The organism is Nitrosococcus oceani ATCC 19707, assembly GCF_000012805.1.
Lineage (GTDB): Bacteria > Pseudomonadota > Gammaproteobacteria > Nitrosococcales > Nitrosococcaceae > Nitrosococcus > Nitrosococcus oceani.
The window spans coordinates 2,089,755-2,112,662 of sequence record NC_007484.1 but is presented as its reverse complement, the minus strand read 5'-3'; the positions used below and the strand labels follow the sequence as shown (position 1 = coordinate 2,112,662).

Sequence of the window (22,908 nt, the reverse complement as noted above, 5' to 3'; positions counted from 1 at the left end):
ACTTTTCCAGAAAGATTCGAAAGAAAACCATGCCAGAAACTGCGCGAGCTCGAAGTAATAAAGGGAAAGAGCGGAATGCTGAAGGACGTGGGAATGGAAGCCCGCGGCCTCACGTGGAGGCGGGTCCTCGGCTAGATCCTTTAGCTGGCCTGCTTAACTTACAGCGCATGGCGGGCAACCATGCGGTGAATCAACTACTTGCTGGTGCTGTTGGAGGGAATGAATCACTACAGGGAGTGGGTGTGGAGCGAAAACCCAATTTCAACGGGATGTCGGCATTTGCACAAGCACCGGTAACAGTGCAGAAAAAATTAAAGGTGAGCAGCCCGGGGGATGGCTACGAGCAGGAGGCGGACCGGATTGCCGATCGGGTGATGGCTATGCCGGCACGGCAGAGGGCCAGCAGCGTTACACCCCGTATCCAGCGTTTATCTGGAGAGGCGAATGGCCGGACCGATGTAGTGCCCGATAGCGTAAAGCAAACGCTCGCCAGCCCTGGCAAACCGCTCGATTCCGCCACCCGCTCTCTCTTTGAACCGCGTTTTGGGCATGATTTCAGCCAAGTGCGAGTGCATACTGATACACTGGCGGCAGAATCAGCAAAAGCGGTGAATGCGCAGGCTTATACTGTCGGAGATCACGTCGTTTTCGGACAACGAAAATATAAACCGAGATCGCTTGGCGGCCTCCGCCTGCTAGCCCATGAGCTGACGCATGTAGTCCAGCAAGGCCATAGCCGGTCGCTTGTCCAACTTCAGCCTGCGCTAAACGTCGCTCCCGCGAACGATCAGATACGCAGGGAATTCGTTCGAGACACCATAAAATTCCTTGAGGGAAGCGCCTCATATTACCAGAGTCCCAATGTTCCAATCGATAGGGCTCTTTTCGATCGGGTAATCGACGGCTGGTACGCCGCGGTAGTGAACCAGGAAAGGATAATCGATAATGATCTGGGCGGCGACCGTGCTTTGAAGGCTGATCTGAGAGCCGCCTACATAAGCGCCATTCGCGTGCTGATCAGCAGGGCGGCGGCTGCCCTGGGAAAGAGCGAGGCCGAGTTATACTCGGAAAACAGCGGACGCATTCCGCTATGGGCGTGGCAAACTCCCCACCATATGGAGCAGTTCATCTCAACGCCCATTCCGGAGGGACGAGTGGCCGACAAACTAACGGGAGCGGTGAATTTTTCCACAAACGGCTTTGATGTGAGCATAATGCCGGATGCGCTAGATCCGGCTCTGGGAAACCATGCAGAGACGCGGCAAAACATCCAGGGAGGTAGGATCAATTATCAGCGGCAGTCCAGGAGAGGCCGGAGAATCGTCACAAATTTCAACGGCCCCGGCACGCCAGCCGTAACTATCCAGACGTTCTACGGGCGCGGCGTAACAGCGGCTTCCCCATCAGACTACGGCAGAGGCACTACGCCGGAGGATATCGCCGGAGGCAGAGTCACGCCCAGAAGCACAAGCCTCGGTCTTCATGAGGGCAGCCACGGCCTGGACTATATAGATTTCCTGGAGACTAACCCGGCCCCTCAATTCACCGGCGCGGTAGGGATGACGGAAGCCCAGTTCAGAGCGGCCATACGCCAGTATCAGCGAGACCTCAGGGACTACGCTAATAGAATGGAAGAGTTTTCTACAAGACGCACCGACTGCGTTGGGACGACGATTGATCAGTTCGACCAAGCCAACGGCGCGGCAGGAGCACAGGTCATTATACAATGCGGTCCGTAGAGAACTTCAGGGCGGATGTAAGACGAATAAGAAGAAAAAGCAAAAGAAAAGGGGCAGACCCTAATATACTAACTCAAGGGGATAAAAGTAAACCGGTTACAATTGAGGGAGAAAATTTCCAGTAGAATATAGGACAGAATAAAGGACACCCATTTAATTCATTCATCCACCGCAGTACTGCCTGCGGTGCCCGTGATAAAGGCCAAGCTCAAGCTCGGCGAACCAAACGACAAATACGAGCCCGCGCAGAAACCCATCAAATGGGTGGCGGATGATGGATATGATGGGTACAACGGCGTCGGTGGAAAAGGCATCGATAAATGACTGACCCATGGATTGTTAAACATGACGAATTACCGGCGTTACCGATTTGTAGCAGAGACGGCTTGGAAACCGTGTGACTGGAGAGAGATTGTTACGTGACACGGTTTGATCCGCACGCCGAGTTTCAAATCAAACGCCGAGGTATCTTGAAGTCGTGGATAGATGAAACATTGAGGGATTGGGATGAAACAGAAACCCGCGGTGGCAAGCGTTCTTTCCTCAAGTGTTATCCTGAACGTGGAAAGAAGTTGAGAGTCGTAGTTCGGGAAACTGACCACGAGTATGTCATTGCTGCTTATTTCGACCGGAGGAAACCATGCGCTTAAGAATTGATCAGCAATCTGATGCTTTGTATCTTGACCTGAACGATAAGGAGATCGACAGCAGTGAGGAAGTATCCGATGGCATTATTCTCGACTATGACAAGGATGGGAATCTGGTAGGTATAGAGGTCCTGGATGCCTCCAAAAAGGCAGGCGACCTTAAGACACTGCATCAGCTGAGTTTAGATGTTCCTCACATCGCGGTTTGATCAAAGCCAACTTGTGTAGGATGGGCAGAAAACAAAGAAAGAAAAAGACACCCATAAATTTGGCCCTTCCGCAGACAGGCGCTATTTTTTCTTTTCATATTGCACGCTTCCTGCACACTTAAAGGAGTCCCTTGATGACGCTCGCTCGCCGCCAACAAATCAGCCTGGAAGAAACACCCTTCTACCATTGCATGGCCCGTTGTGTGCGTCGGGCCTTTCTCTGTGGGGAGGATTCCCTCACCGGCCAGAGCTTTGAGCACCGTAAGCAATGGATCGTGGACAAGCTCAAGGCGCTGGCAGGGATCTTCGCCATCGACGTATGTGCCTACGCCGTGATGAGCAACCATTATCATGTGGTTTTACGGGTAGACCCCGTGCGGGCTCAAGGTTGGTCCGATGAGGAGGTTATTGACCGTTGGCGGCGGTTGTTTAGCGGCGGGGTGCTGGTGGAGCGCTTCCTCCAGGGTGAGACCGCCACCCAAGCCGAGCGGGATCAAGTCGCCGAGCTTGCCGTCCAGTGGCGCGAGCGCCTGTGGGACATAAGCTGGTTCATGCGCTGCCTCAACGAATCAATCGCCCGTCAGGCCAATCAAGAAGATGGGTGCAAAGGTCGGTTTTGGGAAGGGCGGTTCAAGAGCCAGGCCTTGCTGGATGAGCGGGCGCTCTTGGCCTGCATGGTCTATGTGGATTTGAATCCCGTGCGTGCAGGAATCGCGGACACGCCCGAAGCCTCGGACTATACTTCCCTGCAAGCCCGGATTCGGGCTTATGCCGAACAAAGACAGTTGCCGAACAATAGCGAGGGCGACACTCGTTCAGGGAAAGATAAACGCCCTCGCCGAGCGGTGTCTCCAGAGGCCGGTTCTCCGCCCACGCGGAATAGGCTCAGCGAACCGTCGGCGGCTTTACTGCCTTTCCGTGGGAGCGAGCCTGTCGATCAATCCTTGGCAGGAATCCCGTTGGCGTTTTCCGACTACCTTACCTTGACCGATTGGACAGGCCGGGCCATCCGCAACGACAAGCGTGGTGTTATCCCTGAAGACGTGCCGCCGATCTTGAGGCGTTTAGGAATTGATGAAAATGCCTGGGTTGAGACGGTGCGCGACTATGGGCGGCATTTCTGTCGAGTGGTGGGCCCGGTGGAGCGGCTGCGTCGGTTGGCGGGAAAATTGGGCCACCGATGGCTGCGGGGCTTGAAGCCGAGTGGGGTGTTATACCCGCGGCCTCAAACAGGGTCTCCGAGTTAACCACGGTCACTCTGGTCATTACTCCGCTTCGATAGGGAACCTTCCGAAGTCAAAGATAGGTTTGACGTAGATTTCCACGTGCCGGTTGAGACAGTTTAGCACCATGACCAGCCGGTCGATAGTAAATCCTTGTAAGATCGGCGTTCTTAATCCGAGAGATATCTAGCTGAGCCAGTTCCGCCCGCATTTGCCGAGCTTTGGCGTCTGCATAGCCCAAATTCCAAATCCCGGTAAGTATTTACGCTGCCGCGTACGGTTTCAATTTCTTCCCTCATTTCAACTGCTCCTTTAGCTGTTTTTAGCCGTTCGCGGATGAGCTCTCCTTAGCTGGGGTGTCTTGATGCCCTTCATCGGTTTCTTCTGAAAGGCATGAAGGATACAGATATCCTCGCCTTGATCCATAAAATTTTTCTTGGGGGTTCCTTCATGGATTTATGATAGTAAACATACTATCATTTTCAAACAAAAAGTCCTGACCTTGAGTAAAGTTGTGCGTTCTAAAACAGATTCTTTGGTTGAGCTCTTTTATAAACTTTACCGATCTACACCGGTGACAGAGGAATGTTTATGTGTCGTAGTAAAGAGCTTAGCGGACAAAGGCTATGATAGTGACGGGTTTATTAATAGCATTGAAGCGTCAGGTGCGGTAACGGTTATTTCGCTTGGCAAGTTCGATGATAGAGCTGGCTTAATCAAAGCTAAGAGACTTAGTTGTCAGATGGAGGGGAAAAATAGCGAAATTTAATAAAGTGGGCGGGTTGTCTAAAAAACTGACAGTCTGTAGTAAATGGGCACGTCTAATGGAAGATATTGTTTTATAGGAGAGGCATAGTGAGCGTTTTAAAAGTTAGTCCAAACTCGAAGGTAGAGAAATTTCTTAATGGTACAAAGCGGATGTACATTAATGGGGAATTTGTAAAAAGTAAATCGCAAAAAACGTTCGAAACGTATAATCCTGCAACAGGAGAAGTATTGGCAACTGTATTTGAAGGAGGACCAGAGGATGTTGATGTTGCGGTAAAAGCTGCTCGTGAGGCTTTTGATAACGGTCCATGGCTAAAAATGAGCGCTGCTGAAAGAAGCAGAATTATGTATAAACTAGCGGATCTGATGGAAGAGCATGCAGAAGAATTAGCACTGCTTGAAACATTAGATAATGGAAAACCAATCCGTGAATCTAGAAATATGGATGTGCCGCTTTCGGTGGAACATATGCGGTATTATGCTGGTTGGCCTACAAAAATTGTCGGTCAAACGATTCCGGTAAGTGGCCCGTATTTTAATTACTCACGTCATGAACCGTTGGGAGTCGTGGGACAAATTATTCCATGGAATTTACCATTGCTTATGGCGATGTATAAAATGGGTGCGGCATTGGCAATGGGATGTACGATGGTTCTTAAGCCTTCAGAACTAACACCCCTGTCAACTTTATACTTGGCAGAGTTAACGGAGAAAGCGGGGTTTCCTCCGGGTGTTTTCAATGTAGTTCCCGGTTTTGGTGGACCCGTTGGCGTACCATTAGTTGAACATCCGCTGGTTGATAAAATTGGATTTACGGGTTCTACACAGACCGGCAAAGTGATTATGTAAAATGCCGCAAAAACGTTAAAAGATATCACCTTAGAACTCGGTGGGAAATCCCCTAATATCATCATGCCAGATGCTGATTTATCTAAAGCAATCCCAGGTGCATTGAATGGAGTCATGGTCAATCAAGGTCAAAATTGTACAGCAGGCTCCCGTGTCTTTGTTCATAAAAAACATTATGATAATGTTGTGGCAGAAATGATTGATTATGCCAATAATATTAAACAAGGACCTGGAATTTATAATGATACTGAAATAGGACCTCTAATATCCACAGGCCAGCAAGAAAGGGTATTAAGTTATATTGAAAAAGGGGTTAGTGAAGGGGCAGAACTGGTTGCTGGTGGTAAAAAATTTCAGGAGGAAGGATACTTTGTAAAGCCAACCGTGTTTGCCAATGTACGCGATAAAATGGTCATTGCTAAGGAAGAGATCTTTGGACCCGTTCTTGCCGCAATTCTGTTTGATGACCTGGATGATTTGATTGAACGTGCTAACAATACGCCGTATGGCCTAGCTGCCGGATTGTGGACACGGGATGTGACAAATGCGCATTATATTGCAGCAAAACTCCGTGCCGGTACAGTTTGGGTGAATTGCTATAATGTTTTTGATGTTGCTACACCATTTGGTGGGTTTAAGCAATCTGGCATTGGACGCGAATTAGACTCATACGCCCTGAATAATTATACTGCGGTTAAGAGTGTTTGGATTGCGATGGATTAAGGCAGGGTGAGTTGGATAAATTTCATCGCAATTGTTTGTAATTCAAAAAATTAGGGAGTTAACTCTCTTGCCGTTATATCACGCGACCAGAGATTGTGAATGAACGGCTAATACTCAATAGTGCAGGGAAGGCGGTGCCGATGCTAAAGCCGTGAACTTATCGAGCCTGTTTAATTCAAACCCATGCGCGTCTTTTACAGCTCCTTTAGCTGTTATTCTCCGAAGCACCAAAACGCGACAGAGACTTTTATTTTCCGGAATGCAGTTATTTTTCGCCAGCGTTCAGTACATTTCACCGGCAGTACCTGGACCTTATATTTACCTTGATATTTATTAAGAGAGGGTTAATGGGGTTTGGGTTCCGTCCGGCTTTGGTCCAAGACTTGCCTAATGGCGTTGATTACTGCCGCACGCACTCGGGACATATTTGTCCGGTGGCTATTTGTCCACCAGCGTGCCCGGATGGTGACTTTGTCTTCGGTTAAATCCCAGGCTAGGGCCTCAGGAGGCGGGTTGGTTTCAACCTCTGCAACCTGGGCGATAGCACCCCGTATTCGCTCGCACGTCTCTCCAATACTATTGGCACTATTATCATAGTTTATATTAATATCGTATTGGCTGCGGCGTTTTTCATAAGCTGTTTTTACTATCACTGCATGGGTGTAAATGTAGCTGTTTGGGATAAGAATCCGCTGCCCATCATAAGTTTTAATAATCGTTGCGCGGGTCTCGATTTGTTCGACGGTACCCTCATGGCTATCAACTTTGATTTGATCGTCAACCTCAAATGGCTGGCGTAATAAAATCAGTAACCCGGCAAGCCAGTTTTGTAATATGTCTTTGAATGCAAAACCGATGGCAACAGAGCTGACGCCTAACCCCGCTATCAAATCACCAGGGTTTAAAGTGGGCAACACGATAGTTGCCGCTAGCAAAAAACCAGATAAGATAACCGCCCATTTCGAAAAACTGCCGAGCATTCTTCCTAGGTTGTGGCGGCCCCGGCGGATTGATTGGCGCTGAACGAGCCATCGGACAAGTACAGCCAAGCCATAGAATAATATCATTACTACGAGAGCCAAAAAGATATTCGGCAATAATCGGATAGCGCCATCGACCCAACTGTCGAAACGTTCAACAGCCATGCTAAGGTCGTAATCAATTTGCTGAGGTAGGTCCTGTATTGCGTCAGAGCCTATGCTATTTTGCTCGGCCATATTTCTTTCTCCAATGAGTGATTTCCAATTCAGCGTTTGCTATAGCTTAGGAAAATAAGCGCTGAGCAATAAATCAGGCGGAGTATGCGCCACGCAAGAAAAGTATACTTCGCCTGTAAGCAGTAACTTTAATATGGCAAGTTGTAAGAATTGAAATGCAATCATATGATATTCTAGACCAGCCTGTACTTTTTACCTTTTCTTTTTTTGCTGTGGGCTAATCTAAATGGATGGCACCCTCAGCTCGACTTTATCCGTTGTGGAGGGTGGTCGCGGGCAAAGCCGAGGGCGGGTTAAGCTGTCATTTTTCTACTCTAGCAGGAGAGGATGACGATGTTTCATGTGCTTGGGTGTGTCATTATATTCCTGGATCAATAAGTGAGAAGGGGAAAATAGGCGATGCGCACCACCCTCAATATCGATGATCAGCTTAAAAGCCCAGGCGGCCGCTTCGGGAGTGACCCTGGCTCAACTCATTGGAGATGCGCTTCGAGAATCGTTGAGTCGCCGAGAGCGTGTTGAGGAACGCGGGCGAGTGCAAATCATCACCGAGAAAGGAACGGGAACGTATCCGGGCATCGATCTGGATCACAGTCCATCACTAAATAAAGAATTTCTGCGCTTCCCCGGATTGCGCGCCCGCCACCCCTTCCGAAAAACCTTGTAAGCTGAGGCCGAGAAAACCCCGCCTCTACTAAAAACTACAAGGCTTGTATTGCTATTTAGTAAATTCTGTACCATAAAATATAGATACTATACTTTATATATAGGTAATGAAAACGGCTTGAGGGTTGCCTTCGTGCCTGGGAGATAGAAGATGAGCTATCTAGGGTTAAAAATAGGGTTATTGAGTCTCTTTCTATCATTATTGGCAGGATGCGAACAGCGGGTACCCGTCGTTGCCAGCGAAGGCCAGCAGAGCAGCTTTGCCGCTGATTCGGCCACGACGGCGAGCGAAGATGCGCCACCGGGAGATATTGATCCCCTGTTGGATAATCTGGGCGATCATCATCATCCCGTTACTACCTCTTCTTCCCTGGCTCAGCGTTATTTCGATCAGGGCTTAACCCTTGCGTTTGCCTTCAATCATGCCGAGGCTATCCGCTCCTTTAAGGACGCCGCCACAATCGATCCGGATTGCGCTATGTGCTATTGGGGGGTTGCCCTTGCGCTCGGACCTAATATTAATGCGCCCATGGAGGCGGCGGCTGTCCCGCAGGCTTATGAGGCCGTTCAGAAAGCGCTGGCGCTGGCGCCTAAGGCCAATAAAGCGGAGCAAGCCTATATCCAAGCGCTGGCGATACGTTATGGGCCTACCTCTGGAGCTGATCGGGAAGGACTGGATCGGGCCTATGCCGATGCCATGAGGGAGCTGTCGCGCCGTTACCCCGATGACTTGGATGGGGCAGTGATTTTTGCCGAGGCCCTGATGAATCTCACGCCATGGGAGTACTGGACTCCCGCAGGGGAGCCGACGGCCCATACCCAGGAAATCATAGCCACCCTGGAGTCGGTATTAGAGCGCGACCCCAATCATATTGGGGCTAATCATTATTATATTCATGCTGTCGAGGCATCCCCGGCGCCGGAGCGGGCCCTTCCTAGCGCCAAGCGGTTAGGGCAGCTAGCGCCGGGCGCTGGTCATCTGGTTCATATGCCTGCCCATATTTACTGGCGGGTGGGGGATTACCATGCAGCGGTGACCGCCAATGAACATGCTATCCATACGGATGAAGAATATCTCCCCGACCCAGATGCCGAGGGGTTATACCGGCTCGGTTATTACCCCCATAACATCCATTTCCTATTTGCCGCGGCGCAGATGGAAGGCAACAGCCAGCTGGCCTTGGAAGCGGCCCGCAAACTAGTGGCCAGTATTCCCGAAGAATCCTACTCGACCTTACCTCAATTGGAGGAATTTAGGCCCATGCCTCTCTACGCCTTGGTGCGGTTCGGGAAATGGGATGAAATTCTCCGTGAACCCAAGCCCGGTGCCTTCTTTCGATACACGCGGGGAATCTGGCATTGGGCCCGGGGCATGGCGCTCACGCGTCTGGGTCAGCTTGATTCCGCAGCCCAGGAATATGAACAATTAACCAAAATCGGGCAGTCCCAGGCCATGGCTCAACTAGTTTTTTGGTCTGCTTCTTCCGGCTCAACCTTGCTAGAGATTGCCGCCCATATTCTCGCCGGAGAATTAGCCGGCGCCCGGGGCCAGACCGAAGCAATGATCGCCCCCCTCAGGGAAGCGGTGGGCATTCAGGATAATCTGCGGTATATCGAACCGCCGGCTTGGTATTACCCGGTGCGCCATAATCTGGGCGCGGCGTTGCTGAAGGCGGATCGGGCCGTAGAAGCCGAAGCCGTTTACCGGAAAGATTTAAAGCAATATCCCCAAAATGGCTGGTCGCTCTTTGGCTTGGCCCAAAGCCTCCGTGAGCAAGGCCAAACCGAAGCGGCGGCAACGGTGGAAAAGCGCTTTGAGGAGGCTTGGCAGCACGCCGATGTGGACTTGAGGGCTTCCCGCTTTTGAGCGGATATAACAATCGTTAGTGGCGCGATTAATCTTATAAGAATGCATTCTTAATGCTCTCTTTGGGAGCATCCTGCGATGTTGTTGCGATAAAGTTTAACCAAGAGCAAAAGGAAGGGGTCATGGCAGAACGCTTAACCAAATCCGCTGCACGCAATATCTTTTACGGTGGTTCTTTTTTCTTTCTAGTGATCTTTTTGATCCTGGGAATAGACAGTCACCTCTACATTAAAAATACTTCGACGGATGAATCAACGCTGACGGAATCGGTGGCCCGGGGCAAGCATGTATGGGAACGTCATGCCTGTATCGATTGCCATTCCTTGTTAGGTGAAGGGGCCTATTTTGCGCCGGAGTTAGGCAATGTTTGGGTTCGTTATGGCGGGCGTGAAAATCCTGAAGGAGCGCGGATGGCCCTTAAAGCTTGGATGAAGGTGCAACCTACCGGGGTTGAGGGACGGCGCCAAATGCCGCAGTTTAATCTGACGGAGCAGGAACTAGACGATCTGGTTGATTTTCTTGAATGGACGAGTCGCATTGATACCCTGGGCTGGCCACCCAATAATGCTGGTTAATTAGTGTGTGCCCTTTGTCTATGGAGATTTCTAAATGAAATATCAAACGCAGCAGCTTGCCTATCCTTATTTCGTGGCCGCTTTGGCTTTGTTTCTAGTGCAGCTCGTGGCGGGGGTGCTGGCGGGCACCATCTATGTCTTCCCCCATTTTCTCTCTGAAGCCGCCCCTTTTAACATTATCCGCATGATACATACCAGTGCCTTGTTGGTATGGCTCCTGCTCGGTTATTTTGGTGCTAGTTACTTCTTGATACCCGAGGAATGTGAGCGTGAGATTTACAGCTCCAGGCTGGCTTGGTGGCAGCTTGGAATCTTTGTTTTTGCGGCGCTGGGGGCGGTCATTAGCTATCTGTTCGGGGTCCACGAAGGACGCGAATTTCTGGAGCAGCCCCTTTGGGTCAAAATTCTCTTGGCCGTTGCCTTTGTGATATTTCTCTACAATGTCACCATGACCGTGCTCAAGGGACGAAAGACGGTGGTTTCCATTGTTTTGCTGGTGGGGTTGTGGGGGGCAGCCTTGTTTTATCTCTTTGCTTTTTATAATCCCAGTAATTTAGCTCTCGATAAATTGTATTGGTGGTGGGTGGTGCATGTCTGGGTCGAGGGGGTGTGGGAACTCATCATGGCGGCTATGTTGGCTTTCCTCCTCATTAAATTAACCGGTGTGGATCGGGAGGTGATTGAAAAGTGGCTTTATGTCATCGTGGGCCTTTCCCTGGTGAGCGGCCTTTTGGGCACCGGCCATCATTATTATTGGATTGGTACTCCCAGTTATTGGCACTGGATAGGCGGCGTGTTTTCGGTACTGGAAGTGCTTCCCTTTTTCGCTATGGTGCTATGGGCTTTTTATCTGGTCCATGAAAGCGGTCGTGACCACCCGAACAGGGCCGCCATGCTGTGGAGTCTAGGCTGTCCGGTAATGGCTTTTTTTGGCGCCGGGGTGTGGGGGCTCATGCACAGTTTCTCCCAGGTTAATTTCTATAGCCACGGTACTCAAGTAACGGCTGCCCATGGCCACTTGGCTTTCTATGGGGCCTATGTGATGCTGAATTTAGCTTTCTTTACCTATGCGCTACCAGCCCTGCGGGGGTTGCAGCCCTTCAACCAAATCCTGAATATGTGGAGTTTTTGGATCATGACCGGGTCCATGGCGTTCATGACTTTTACCCTGACTTTTGCCGGAGTCATTCAGACTCATCTCCAGCGTGTGCTCGGCATGGATTTTATGGAGATTCAGCAGCAAATTGACCTTTTCTATTGGTTGCGCCTAGGCTCGGGAATTTTCTTCGTAATCGGCGCTCTGCTTTATATCTACGCGGTGCTAGGCCCGGTTCGAGGACAAATGGTAGCGCCTCTGGGGGCGCAATCGGCCACTAAGTAAGGGGCGGGAGATGAAGGCTTCCTGGTTTCCGCAAGAAGCGCAAACTTCTCGCCAGGCGGAAGAAGAAATCCCTTTTTATCTGCCGGTGGGCAATGAGTGTGCCTTGTTTGAAGCCGCTTATCGCTACCGGCTCCCCCTCTTGCTCAAGGGACCCACCGGCTGTGGCAAGACCCGTTTTGTAGCCCATATGGCGGCCCGGCTGGGCCGCCCCTTGTTGACCGTCTCTTGCCACGATGATTTGACAGCCTCTGATCTGACCGGGCGCTATCTCCTCAAGGGTGGGGAGACGGTGTGGGTGGATGGGCCGTTGACCCAGGCTGTCCGGGAAGGGGGCATTTGTTATTTGGATGAGATTGTGGAGGCCCGCAAGGATGTCACCGTAGTACTTCATCCGCTGACCGATGACCGCCGCATCCTGCCCTTGGAGCGCACGGGGGAGACCTTGAAGGCTCCCCCAGGGTTCATGCTGGTGGTCTCTTATAATCCGGGTTACCAGAATATCCTCAAGTCCCTAAAACCTAGTACCCGGCAGCGTTTTGTGGCCCTTAGCTTTGATTTTCCTGCCAGTGAAGCGGAAGTTGAAATCGTCGCCAGGGAAAGCGGCTTTCCCCGGGAACGTTGCATTCCTCTGGTTAATTTGGCCAACCGGCTACGGGCATTGAAAGGGATTGATCTGGAGGAGGTAGCCTCCACCCGCCTTTTGGTTTATTGCGCTATTTTAATGAGGGAAGGGATAGATCCTTTTGAAGCCGCCCAGGTGGCTTTGGTAGAACCCCTTTGCGATGAAGTCCAGGTCAAGGAAGGACTGCTGGAACTGGTTCGCGCTACCTACGGTTAAATTTCCATGTGGCAATTTCTGGAGCTGGAAGAGCAGATTGGTCGCTGTTGGCACCGCCTGGTGGGGCAAACCGCCAGCTATCCTTATCATCCGGAGGCTGCGGTGGCCCTGGATTCGGTGCGCGCTTCCCTCAGCGTTTTCTTCCGGGGGCTGGGGGGAACGCCGGGGCTGGCGCTGGCGGCAGGGGGAACCCGGACCTCGGGGCATCGGTTGGGCTTACGGCAACGCCTGGGCCTGGATCAGGAACGCTTGCCACAGGCGGAATGCAGTCCTGAGCGGTTATTGTTGCCCGTTTCCATTGCCTGTTTTCCGTCAGTTTCTCTGAACCGGCGTCTTTATTATTGGCTGGCTGCTTTTTTTGCCCTGGCGGAGTTACCTTCTCGGCAGCGTCCAGTGGATCCGCTCCAGGCCGATCTGGCCTTTTTGCATCGGGCCTACTGGACTAGCTTAACCGTTTGCCGCCACTATCCAGGATTGGCGCGGAGCTATCAGTTGCTCGGCGAGGCTTTGCGGGCGTTGCGGCCACTGCGCTCCTTACCGGAGCAAGAGCAAGCTCTAGAAGTTGCGATTCTGGCGCTACTGGGGGACAAGCGTGCAAATCATCCTCTTGGCAACCGGTTTTTAAGGGCGATTATGCAGTTAGAGCCAGATTTTACCCACTGGCGTGCTGCCAAGCGTTATCATCCTTTCTTGCCAATACCCTTGTGGGGAGAGGTGAGCGGCAACCCAAAATCCCCGGCTTCCCCGCCGCCCTCTTCCGAGGAGGATGGGGGTGGCAATCGGCAAGAAGAAGAGAATGGCCTCCGAAGGCAGGCCCAGCGGAGCAGACAGGATCAATGCGAGCGGGATGACCCCCTGTTGTTGAACCGTTTTGAAAAGCTCATCAGTTGGGCCGAGATGGTGAATGTGAATCGGGCGGTGGAGGATGAGGAGGAAGAGGCTGCCAAGGAGATTGCCGACACCATGGAGGAATTAACTCTGAGCCCCCATCAGAAAAGGGCGGCCACCAAGCTTAAATTTGATCTCGACCTGGCACCCGAGGATGTCGATCCTGCTGCCTTGCTCGCCGAACTTACCTATCCAGAGTGGGATTACCGCCGCCAAGGTTATCATGATCGCCATTGCCGGGTTGTTGCCCAGATTGCTGCGGAAGAGGGAGAGGCATGGACGCCCGATCTCCAAGCCAGGCGCCGCCTTCGCCGAATCCGGCGTCAGTTCGAAGCGCTGCGTCCCAGGCGTGAGATCTTACGCTGCCAGCTTGATGGCGCCGAGCCAGATATGGATGCGGTGGTGCGGTCCCATTGTGATTTAATAGCCAGCGGAAATGGTTCTGAGCGGGTGTATCTCATGGCTCGCCAGCAGGCCCGAGATTTAGCCGTGGCTATTCTGGTGGATGTTTCCTTATCTACCGATAGTTGGATTGATAACCGCCGGATACTGGAAGTGGAAAAAGAAGCTTTGACTGCGCTGGCTGCCGGTCTGGCCACCTGCGGGGATGCTTTTGGGATTTATACGTTTACCTCGCGCAAACGGCATTTTGTCCGTGTAGCCACGGTGAAGGATTTCACGGCGCCTTTCAACAGTCAGGTTTTGCGGCGTATTGCAGCCCTGCGGCCTGGTTATTACACCCGCATGGGTGCGGCTCTGCGCCATGTTCAGCAACAATTGGCCCCGCGCCCCGAGCGCCACCGTCTTTTGCTTTTATTGAGCGACGGAAAACCCAATGACTTGGACCGCTATGAAGGCCGTTACGGAATTGAAGACACCCGGCAGGCCATTTTAGAAGCCCGCCGGGCGGGGTTATCAGTGTTTGGCATTACTATCGACCGCAAGGCCCAGGATTATTTTCCTTATTTATTTGGCCAAGGGGATTATGCTATCGTGGGTCAGCTTGATCGTCTTACCCAGGTCTTGCCTATGCTTTATCAGCGGTTGGTAAGCTAGCCTGCTAAGGAACAATCGCCTATGAAGAAAATCCGTTTTTCCTCTCCGAAAATAAAGAGTTTGATGGGTGCCCGCGCCCTCCCTGGTGTGTCCCCTGGCTCCATGCTGCCCCCCCTTTGCTTTAAACTTATTTTTGGACTAAGCGCTGGTTTTGTTAAAGGAGCAGGGGGGCTGAATGAACTCCTGAAAAGGGATTAAGTAAGTTTTCCAATTCGGTGCTATCCCAATATGCTGTATAAATATTCGATGAATGCTATGCTTCCCACTCCTCCAAAAGGTAATAAAATAGCCCTGACCATGGGCTGCTGAATAAAAGGCACATAGGCTCCCCGCTGAATATTTCTGAGATCTTCAATGAGAAGCTGTAGTTGTTCGCTGCGATAGTTAGGAGCGGCGGGATCTCCTTTGATGCCAATATGCTTTTCCATTAGCCAATCCCTAGTCTGAGCGCGGGCGTTTTCCGCTGCCCGCTCCAGGGTGATAGCACAGATAAGGACATAAAGGAATAAGAGCAAAAAAACAATAATCAGTCCCATGGGGATGGTCCAGTTATCGAAATAGGAGAGGCGGGATATAATCATGAGGGCCAAGATAATAAATGGATAGATGATCAGCCGTGAGATTACGATAGTCTGATCCGCCACTAATCTGATTTTGAGCACCGGTCCAAGATAATCCTCTGTAATCTGATACCGTTGGGAAAGAAGCGCCAGTTTTTCTCTATTCCAAGGAAGTTCCTGCGTAGAGAGATGATCGATAAATTGGGCGCATAGACGGGTGGCATCCACGACCCAAAACACTAGAATTAACATAAATCCGACGCTGAACAGCAATACCGAGAAATTAATCCAGCGGCTGAAATCGCCGCGATAAGGGTGGTTGGGATAGCCAAGCAACTCCATTAAAGAAAAACCAAAGCCAAGAAACAGGATTACGTAGAGCATAACCCGCTTCAGGCGTGGCCATTTGGCGCTAAGGGCAAGATGTTGTTGCCAGAGGGTGGTGACATCTCGTTGGCCTGAAACGCCCGCTTGCTGCCATCTGTGAATCAGAATTCCCATTCTGGTTTTTTTTAAAACATTTCTCGCTAATTGACCGTTGGGTTGCTGCGGTAACAAAAATGCTTGCGTGAGGGCCTTATTACTATTTTGGATATCGTGGGATGCTTTACGGATAAATAGGAAGGCAAGCAAGGCGGCAGTTATTCTGAGCAGTTCACTGGGCCAAATGCTGATTCCTTCGAACCATAATACGGGATCTTCCTCTCGCCACCATCCTTCCCCCTGGGCGAGGATTATGGCGGGCAGTAGCCATAATAGGAGTACCGTGATGGCTGCGGCAAATAAGATAACTCCCAGAAAGGAGCCAACAGGATGGGTTCTGATGCCTTTAAAAATAGCGTGGATACCATTCATCACCGGATCGCTGGATAAATATAATAGGAGCGACAACAGCACCAAGGCAATTATGCTATATACAGGGTGAGGCTGAGTAAAAGGATTTTCCCGCGGTACATGTAAGTGAGAGTCTTGCACACTAAGATCGACAGGGCCGCTATAACCGATTTCAAAGATTCGAGGTTTAAGTAATTTTTGTAGCCTGTCTTGGCTTAGTTGCCTCTGGGTAGGCGACGAAGAAGAAGGCGCGGGTCCAAGGAGTTTTTGAAAAAGATCCTGCCGTCCAGGATGAGCATGGGTGATGGCAAGCAAGGCGGCATAGAATAGTGACGTCTGATAAGCACTTCTGAAAGGTGGTATGTCTTGCTGTAATTGAGGGTTTAATTGGAGGCCGAAAGACGAAGCGACGACCAAATTTCTAGCCCATTCATATTCGGCGGGGTGAAAGAGGCGGGCATCGAGATCGGTGGTAAAGAATATAGCGTTTGGAAAACGGTTTTTGAGGGCCTGTAATATTAGCAATTTATCGTAGACGTCACTGCCCAGGACGCCGATGGCTTTGATCTCTTTATTGTCTCGCTGTAATTCTTTTTGGAGCCTGTAAATCTGTCGGGAAAGCCGGTGTATATAGTCGAATTGGCCTCTTCCCACTGGCCGCTCAATTTGCTTTTTCCTATCTAGGGTAATTGTTTCGATCGAGTTGTTTTTTGCAGTCGGTTGAAAATTTTTTGTGCTTCTTGGCTGCTGTTTGCCGGGGAGTTGTCCATCAATGCCACGAAGGTAGCTGAACCGGTGAATCCATTGTGTTTCACAATGCTGTTTGATGGGTGATTTTGTCTGAGGGAGATTCGTGCTTAGATGAACGTGCCGAGCTGCAATCGCGCATTCAAAATATTTTGGTAGAGAGCGTCCATAAAGTGTATCCCATTCGGCAATAAGTACGATATGATCCGTGTGTGCTTCAAGTGTGTCTTTGCTGTCAGCTAAGGTGGCAGAACCAAGGTTGTTTCCCGTATTATATTGATTATTAGGTATTGGCTGGCGGTGATCCTCTCCGGGATCGCAAATAACATTGATTCCTCGGCGCTTTAATTCGTCTATTAACGTTAAGGCAAGGTCCCAATCATGATTAATCGTTCGATAAAAATTTATTCCAATTTGTTGGAATTGCTTGGCAAGGGATTCTTTTATTTCAAGCATTGAAAACGGTTTGCCTGCTATACCCGTTGATACCGTGGCGGAAGGTGAATAGATTGCAAAGGTATTCTGAGAGGGCTTATCGGTGGGCAGCTCTGAATGCTCGGCTTGCGCCGGTGATTTTATGCTATTGGGCTGTTGCCATAAAAAATTTTCGATTTCCTTTACCATCGTCAGCAGGCTGCTTGAACCCGTCGGCCCTAGAATTTTAAAATGAAAGTTATAATTATTTTCTTGCTGGAGCAGGCGCTGTAAGGCAATCAGCCTGCTTAAGGGGTACTTGCCGAAGGCGCCGTCATCAAGCCAAAGCACCAGTAGAGGAGGGTGTTTCTCATTGTCAGCAGGGTAAAACCATTCATAGGGAATAATACGTGGGAGCTTGGCTGCCGGACAATTTTCTATATTTTCTTTTGAACAACTGCTGCTTTTCAGCAGGTCTACGAAGCCAATATGCTCAGAGTCTTTGGGGATATAATTTGCTCTGCCTAGCGCAGAGACTACCGTATAGCGGCTACGTAACCGCCATTCGCTGCTTTCAGCATAAGGACCGCCGAACATCATTACTCCCATTACGATGAGTGGGGTTGCCGCGGCATCAGCTCGCTGCTCCTTTTTAATTTGGCAAAAAAGCTCGAAAAGGGTGTGACGAAGAACAGGTTTATCAGACTGACAGGGTGAAATATCCTTCTCCGATGGATGAGTATCATCCTTGCGGATAGAATTGCGTTTCACTGCGGCAAAGGGATCTTGCCACAGGCGAGCTGGCACATCTTCGATGCCTTGAACAGAGAGTCCTTCCTGGAATTCCGCCGTTGGGCGTGATCCTTGTAAGGGAGTTTCCTGATAAACGACCGCGCTAATAATCGCTAATAAGAGCACCATCCCCGAAAGAGGTAGCACGGGGCTTTGCTGTTCTGCCATCTCCCTACATTCCTTGCAAGCAAATGAAGCGCTGGTTAGGCACTGGGATCGGATTGAGCTAGGAGCGCGCCGCTTTCCTCGACGTTGATTTCATATTTTTCTAATTTCTTGGGAATAATCTCATGGGGCTGTAAAGCAGATTCTGGAACTTTGCGAGTTACAAAAACTTGGATGATCTCCTTTCCTGCTTTTTTTCCGACGCCAATGCCTGTGACATTCGGTAGACCCATCAACTGCGCTTCATACTTTTTTATGAGGGCTGAAAGGCTCATTTTATTTGGCTCCTAACATTATCTCTCCGCGAATTGATAGGGATGAAGGCATCAAGGAAAGTTTAATCCTATTGAGTCTCGATAGGTCCAGTGACTTCTATATCAAGTTGGAATCCCTCAATTCGTTTAGGTAATTGCTGTTCTAATTCAGGGGTTTTCTCCTTTATATAGACCTTGATGCAAGGAGTCCCTTGACAATCTCCGATTCCTGTTCCCACGACACCTGGAAAATTCATGATCCAAGGTTCATGTCGCTCTTTTACGGTTACGACAGTTTCCGAGGAAAATAGGAAATTGTGATAGCCGAGGCTAACTAGAATCAAAACTATCGCAAAAATTCTGTTTATATACTCATGCAGTTTATACTTCACTGAACCATCTCTTAAAATAGGAATGGTTTTTTTAACTGAACTTAACACCACAGGATCTAATCTTTCACAGAATTTGTTCCGCGACTTCCACTCGCAATAGCGAGCGCACGTTCTCAATTTGATTTACGATGGTTGCTACTGAGGAACCGGCAAACAGCAAACCGACCGCAATATTGTCCAGAGTTGTCACTAACGAGCCAGAATCGCCGCCTGCGGACATAGGTGTCGTAATGATCTGATCCCTGAACCGCGCCACCTTGCCACCGCCATAACCGACGTTAACCGTGGCGTTTATCGCTGTTATTCTGCCCATGGTGAAATGGGTGGTGCGGCCAGTTTTTTTCACTGGCATACCTACTGCTACATCACGTTTCTGGCGCCAGCCTCGAACGTCGCCAATCCAATAAATTTTTCGATCAGCATCCTGAAATTCCACTTGGGCGATAGCGGCATCTACAAGGTTGTTATGATCTCCTTGAGGCACCGGAGGGTCAAAGGTGATGGGGATAAAGCGGCTCAAGCTTGCAATACGATCCGCCGGGTCCGTGCCTCCATCGTAGGGACCAGGTTGAAGAATGGAATCGCCTAAAGAAGCGGCGTTACTGTTGGCGAGTACATGGTTGTTGCTAAGGAGGTAGTAATTGGAAGGAATACCAATCCCCTGGGAGGGTGGGCTTACGCTGCCCTCTGGCAAAATATCATAGACACAAGTAGCGATGGTGCCCGCAGTAATATCTTTATGTCCCACGCTATAGCCGCCTTCTGCTGGACGGACCCGGTTTCCTAAGGTCTGAATACTTGTCTTCGCTTGACCGGCTAACGGGTACCCTATGGCAAGGACATCGGTTTGCATTTCCTGGAGCTTATTGGGGACCATGTTAGATGGGCTTAGCTCATTTTTTGCTAATTTTTGAGTAACCAGTACTACCAATGCGGGTTTTCCCGTAGGCTCGCCCTTAGTCCATTTTACGCCTATTCCCATGCCAATCACATTGGCTAGCTGTTTCCGAGGATCTAAAAAACTTCCCACCACAGCGCTGTATGCTTTTTGGGCACTGGCTATATCCGTGGGGCTCAATACCATCTTTTTTTCATCTTTTTTCATTGCTTTCTCCCGCTTAGCTAGATTTCTCCAGGGCTAGAAAAGGAATTTAGCGTGTACTTAAAAGAAACAATGCCTTAAAAAATGACTCCCTATCTAATAGTATAGACAAGGATTTCAACCTTAGGATTAGGTAATATTACCGAAATATATATTTAGCCGATGGGATAATAAAGAATGAAAAGCCAGTCGCTGTTCGTGCTGTGAAAAACTTGATTGGCTTTACAAGCTTTACGGGAGGGAAGACGTTCTGGGAGGCTAGGCTAGGATTTTAATAGCATTGGAGTAGAAAGGGAGGAATGGCAGGATTTAGAATTGTAATCGCTTACAGCCATGATTGGTATGGCAATAGGTATTGAAGCGCCTTGTCGCAGGTGAAACCAAAAAGAAAAGCTACTGTTTTTTAACCCTGCGTAAGTGAAGGCGCCTGCCATCGTTATTTCTGCTATTTGATGGGCATAAAAATTGCCCCTCAAAGTTACCCATGATCCACCATGGAGATGCCTATAAGATAGCCGGTTCAAGGCTAATAGTGATGAAATATTTACATAACGCCTACCCTTCTTACAATAGAACTAAGAACTTTACACAAGGTTAGTTGCCATTTATTTTCGTAAGAATAATCCGACTAAAAAGGCGATACCTATAAAAGCAATACTTGCGCTTGCCACCGGATGTTTTTTAATTTCCCTATGAGTTGCTATAGTTGCCTGCTGGCCACTTTCACGGGCAGATAAGTATGCTTTATTTAGTTTTTCTAGCATTTCATCTAGTCTTTCTTCGGCCTTGTTTTGGGTCGTCCGGGCGACGCTTTGGCTGCGGCTCTTAATTTCTGAGATTACCCCTCCCATTTCTTTACGGAGTTGATCTAGTTCTTTTTTTAGGCTGTCAATTTCTTTTTGTAAGGTAGTGTCTGTCATCTGAAAATAACCTCTTAGCTATTTGAAATTATTAATATTATAACGAGAAAATAAGCAGCGCTTGGAATAAACATTATAGGATATTTTTTCTCCCCTACTATTTTTTATCATTTTAGTTTGCCGCATTACCCTATCAATATAGATAGATATGCTTGTACCATTAAAATAGCACATAAACGAAAGACTACCACTTTTTTGTTGCTACTTGTCTGCTATTGTATAGGTATAAAATTACTCTCCTATTACTCTTATGATGGAAGTCTCTGCAAAACGGTAGGCGCGAAATTAGTAGTGATGAATTTTTTACATAATAAAGATGTAAAATTTACACTAACGATAAGGACATTTAAGTTAAGCATCACTGGCTTGCGTCGCTTTATTCGTCTTTAGTTCTGTCGCTGGTAGTTGCGATGCCGAATAGGCCAGGCAGCTTTTGAAACAATACCGTGAGAGACATGGGATAGGCTCATGCTATTTATGGGATCACTGGTAAGGGGTTGTTTATCCACTAGTACTAGTGGATGTTAGGTGCAGTAGAAAAATTATAAATACTATTGTGGTGATCAGCGGTAAAGGAAAATTGTTGCGTATTTCAGAACGTAGAAATAAATACTATTTCAAGGTTGTTTTGATGATCATGCTTGCTACTTTGGCCGGTAAAAGAGATTCTTTTAGTTCCATATTTAGAGTTAGCTCTTAAAGGAAGTACTATGAATAGTTTATTTCAAAAAATTCATCATATCAGCCGTAAAAAACCATTAATCACCTTCTCTGTGGGGATTATATTAATTTTTATAGGCTTATACTTTTTTTGGCCTTCCCTTCATGATTCAATCAATCGTTTTTTTAATATCTTGTTCAGTGGTGATCGGGAAAAACTACATGACTTTGTAGAACAGTTTGGATTCTGGGGACCTATTATTATCATTTTATCCATGGTGGCCCAAATGTTTTTGGTGGTTATCCCGTCGGTAGTTATTTTTGTTGTTTCGATCCTTGCTTATGGCTCTTTTTGGGGTGGAACCGTGGCTTTAATCGCAGTTTTAGTGGCTTCTACCGTAGGCTATTTTGTCGGCCGTTGGTTGGGTCCCATTACAGTGGATAAATTAATTGGATTGAAAACCCGTCACAAGATAGAAGGATATGTAGAAAGGTACGGTTTCTGGACAGTTATTGTTATTCGATTTTCTCCTTTTCTATCCAATGATGCTATCAGTTTCGTGGGTGGGCTGTTACGGATGAATTATTGGCGGTTTATGGCCGCAACCTTTATTGGTATTTTACCGCTTATTGTTCTTCTGGCCTATTTAGGGGAAACAAACGAGCGGTTACGGACAGGAATGTTTTGGGTTTCAATAATAAGCTTGATCGTTTTTATAGCCTATATCATTTATGACCACCGTAGAGGAGATGATAGTTCCACGCGGGTAAAGCAACGGAATTCGGTACAAAAAAGGTAATTTAGAGATTAAATTTTTATTTCTCTGGGGAAAGGAAAATGATCATGATTAGGAGGGGCAGACGCTGCTGTGAGTTTATTGGGGTTGCGTCGCTGTTTGTGATAGGGGGCTTACTAGAACAGCGCCTGCGAATAGATTACCGAGGGAATTCCTAATCTTCCCGTAGTATGGGGGAGGGTAGGCAAATAGTGTGCCGGATGATATCCAGAAATGCCCGCTGTATTGTCATTTCTCTAGGCGTAAATAGTGGCAATTCTGAGAGCTGCTCTTCCGTGTGGCTATCCTGCTTGATTATTCATTTACCTCAGCCGTCCTTCGGGCATTACTTTGTAGTCTTCTCACTCATTTTTTCTAGCTATCTATGTTTATTGCTAGCAATATACAGAACTAAGGACATATATCCCTAGTTGTTTAGTCCCACGGTGCGGTGGATCAGTTATGCTGATTTACCAACCTAAGCTTACCTATCCTAGTTCCGTGGCTGCTTTGGCTTTGTTTCTAGGGCAGTTGCAGGGCAGCCCTCGATATGAACGTATACCTTGCAGCGACTCCTTGGCAAAGTGAGCTACCGCTTTTTTTAAGATCTCTCGTTCTTGGCAGGTATCCGCTAGTTTCTGACGCA

General features: G+C 48.8%; 17 protein-coding genes and 1 pseudogene. 12 read left to right on the top strand and 6 right to left on the bottom strand.

Features of this window, described 5'->3' with window-relative positions:
- The first annotated feature begins 29 nt into the window (after positions 1-29).
- The 5 genes and pseudogenes from NOC_RS10005 to NOC_RS09980 all read left to right on the top strand — a co-directional run bounded on the left by NOC_RS10005 (position 30) and on the right by NOC_RS09980 (position 6,158).
- Complete coding sequence (locus NOC_RS10005; RefSeq protein ID WP_002809409.1) at positions 30-1,739, top strand: eCIS core domain-containing protein; 1,710 nt, start codon at positions 30-32, stop codon at positions 1,737-1,739.
- Positions 1,740-2,379: 640 nt separating this feature from the next.
- Positions 2,380-2,595 (top strand): DUF2283 domain-containing protein, encoded by a 216-nt coding sequence (locus NOC_RS09995; RefSeq protein WP_002809399.1) that lies wholly within the window; start codon positions 2,380-2,382, stop codon positions 2,593-2,595.
- 134 nt (positions 2,596-2,729) lie between these two features.
- Complete coding sequence (locus NOC_RS09990; protein ID WP_002810811.1) at positions 2,730-3,842, top strand: hypothetical protein; 1,113 nt, start codon at positions 2,730-2,732, stop codon at positions 3,840-3,842.
- A gap of 478 nt (positions 3,843-4,320) precedes the next feature.
- Positions 4,321-4,587, top strand: coding sequence for a hypothetical protein (locus NOC_RS09985; protein ID WP_166485274.1), 267 nt, complete (start codon positions 4,321-4,323; stop codon positions 4,585-4,587).
- Between the two features lie 149 nt (positions 4,588-4,736).
- Positions 4,737-6,158 (top strand): annotated as a pseudogene (locus tag NOC_RS09980) (aldehyde dehydrogenase family protein).
- 344 nt (positions 6,159-6,502) lie between these two features.
- On the opposite strand, the gene NOC_RS09975 reads toward NOC_RS09980, so the two are convergent.
- Positions 6,503-7,375 (bottom strand): mechanosensitive ion channel family protein, encoded by an 873-nt coding sequence (locus NOC_RS09975; RefSeq protein ID WP_002810836.1) that lies wholly within the window; start codon positions 7,373-7,375, stop codon positions 6,503-6,505.
- 421 nt (positions 7,376-7,796) lie between these two features.
- On the opposite strand from NOC_RS09975, the gene NOC_RS09970 reads away from it, so the two are divergent.
- The 6 genes from NOC_RS09970 to NOC_RS09945 all read left to right on the top strand — a co-directional run bounded on the left by NOC_RS09970 (position 7,797) and on the right by NOC_RS09945 (position 14,646).
- Positions 7,797-8,042 carry a hypothetical protein gene (locus NOC_RS09970; protein ID WP_002811174.1) on the top strand — a complete coding sequence of 82 codons (246 nt, stop codon included), beginning with the start codon at positions 7,797-7,799 and terminating at the stop codon, positions 8,040-8,042.
- Between the two features lie 150 nt (positions 8,043-8,192).
- Positions 8,193-9,908 (top strand): tetratricopeptide repeat protein, encoded by a 1,716-nt coding sequence (locus NOC_RS09965; RefSeq protein ID WP_002808956.1) that lies wholly within the window; start codon positions 8,193-8,195, stop codon positions 9,906-9,908.
- Positions 9,909-10,030: 122 nt separating this feature from the next.
- Entirely contained in the window at positions 10,031-10,483 is a 453-nt protein-coding gene (locus tag NOC_RS09960; protein ID WP_036497564.1) for a c-type cytochrome, read from the top strand.
- A gap of 34 nt (positions 10,484-10,517) precedes the next feature.
- Positions 10,518-11,864 carry a cbb3-type cytochrome c oxidase subunit I gene (locus tag NOC_RS09955; RefSeq protein WP_002809427.1) on the top strand — a complete coding sequence of 449 codons (1,347 nt, stop codon included), beginning with the start codon at positions 10,518-10,520 and terminating at the stop codon, positions 11,862-11,864.
- Positions 11,865-11,874: 10 nt separating this feature from the next.
- On the top strand, positions 11,875-12,702 hold the full coding sequence (locus NOC_RS09950; RefSeq protein WP_002810847.1) for a CbbQ/NirQ/NorQ/GpvN family protein: 828 nt from the start codon (positions 11,875-11,877) through the stop codon (positions 12,700-12,702).
- Positions 12,703-12,708: 6 nt separating this feature from the next.
- A complete protein-coding gene (locus tag NOC_RS09945) occupies positions 12,709-14,646 on the top strand; it encodes a nitric oxide reductase activation protein NorD (RefSeq protein ID WP_002810350.1) in 1,938 nt (645 codons plus the stop codon).
- 218 nt (positions 14,647-14,864) lie between these two features.
- On the opposite strand, the gene NOC_RS09940 is transcribed toward NOC_RS09945, so the two are convergent.
- The 5 genes from NOC_RS09940 to NOC_RS09920 form a co-directional block, all read right to left on the bottom strand.
- A complete protein-coding gene (locus tag NOC_RS09940) occupies positions 14,865-18,161 on the bottom strand; it encodes a hypothetical protein (protein ID WP_002808941.1) in 3,297 nt (1,098 codons plus the stop codon).
- 35 nt (positions 18,162-18,196) lie between these two features.
- Positions 18,197-18,433 carry a hypothetical protein gene (locus tag NOC_RS09935; protein ID WP_002808639.1) on the bottom strand — a complete coding sequence of 79 codons (237 nt, stop codon included), beginning with the start codon at positions 18,431-18,433 and terminating at the stop codon, positions 18,197-18,199.
- 68 nt (positions 18,434-18,501) lie between these two features.
- Positions 18,502-18,852, bottom strand: coding sequence for a hypothetical protein (locus NOC_RS09930; RefSeq protein ID WP_147094442.1), 351 nt, complete (start codon positions 18,850-18,852; stop codon positions 18,502-18,504).
- Positions 18,853-18,868: 16 nt separating this feature from the next.
- The gene (locus NOC_RS09925; protein WP_002808561.1) at positions 18,869-19,909 is read right to left on the bottom strand and encodes a hypothetical protein; all 1,041 of its coding nucleotides are present in this window, start codon (positions 19,907-19,909) and stop codon (positions 18,869-18,871) included.
- A 602-nt stretch (positions 19,910-20,511) separates the two neighbouring features.
- Positions 20,512-20,826 carry a DUF883 family protein gene (locus tag NOC_RS09920; RefSeq protein WP_002811378.1) on the bottom strand — a complete coding sequence of 105 codons (315 nt, stop codon included), beginning with the start codon at positions 20,824-20,826 and terminating at the stop codon, positions 20,512-20,514.
- 710 nt (positions 20,827-21,536) lie between these two features.
- Between NOC_RS09920 and NOC_RS09915 the strand changes: the two genes are divergently transcribed.
- Positions 21,537-22,286: a TVP38/TMEM64 family protein gene (locus NOC_RS09915; RefSeq protein ID WP_002809044.1), complete on the top strand. Its 750-nt coding sequence runs from the start codon at positions 21,537-21,539 to the stop codon at positions 22,284-22,286.
- The last annotated feature ends 622 nt before the right edge of the window (positions 22,287-22,908 follow it).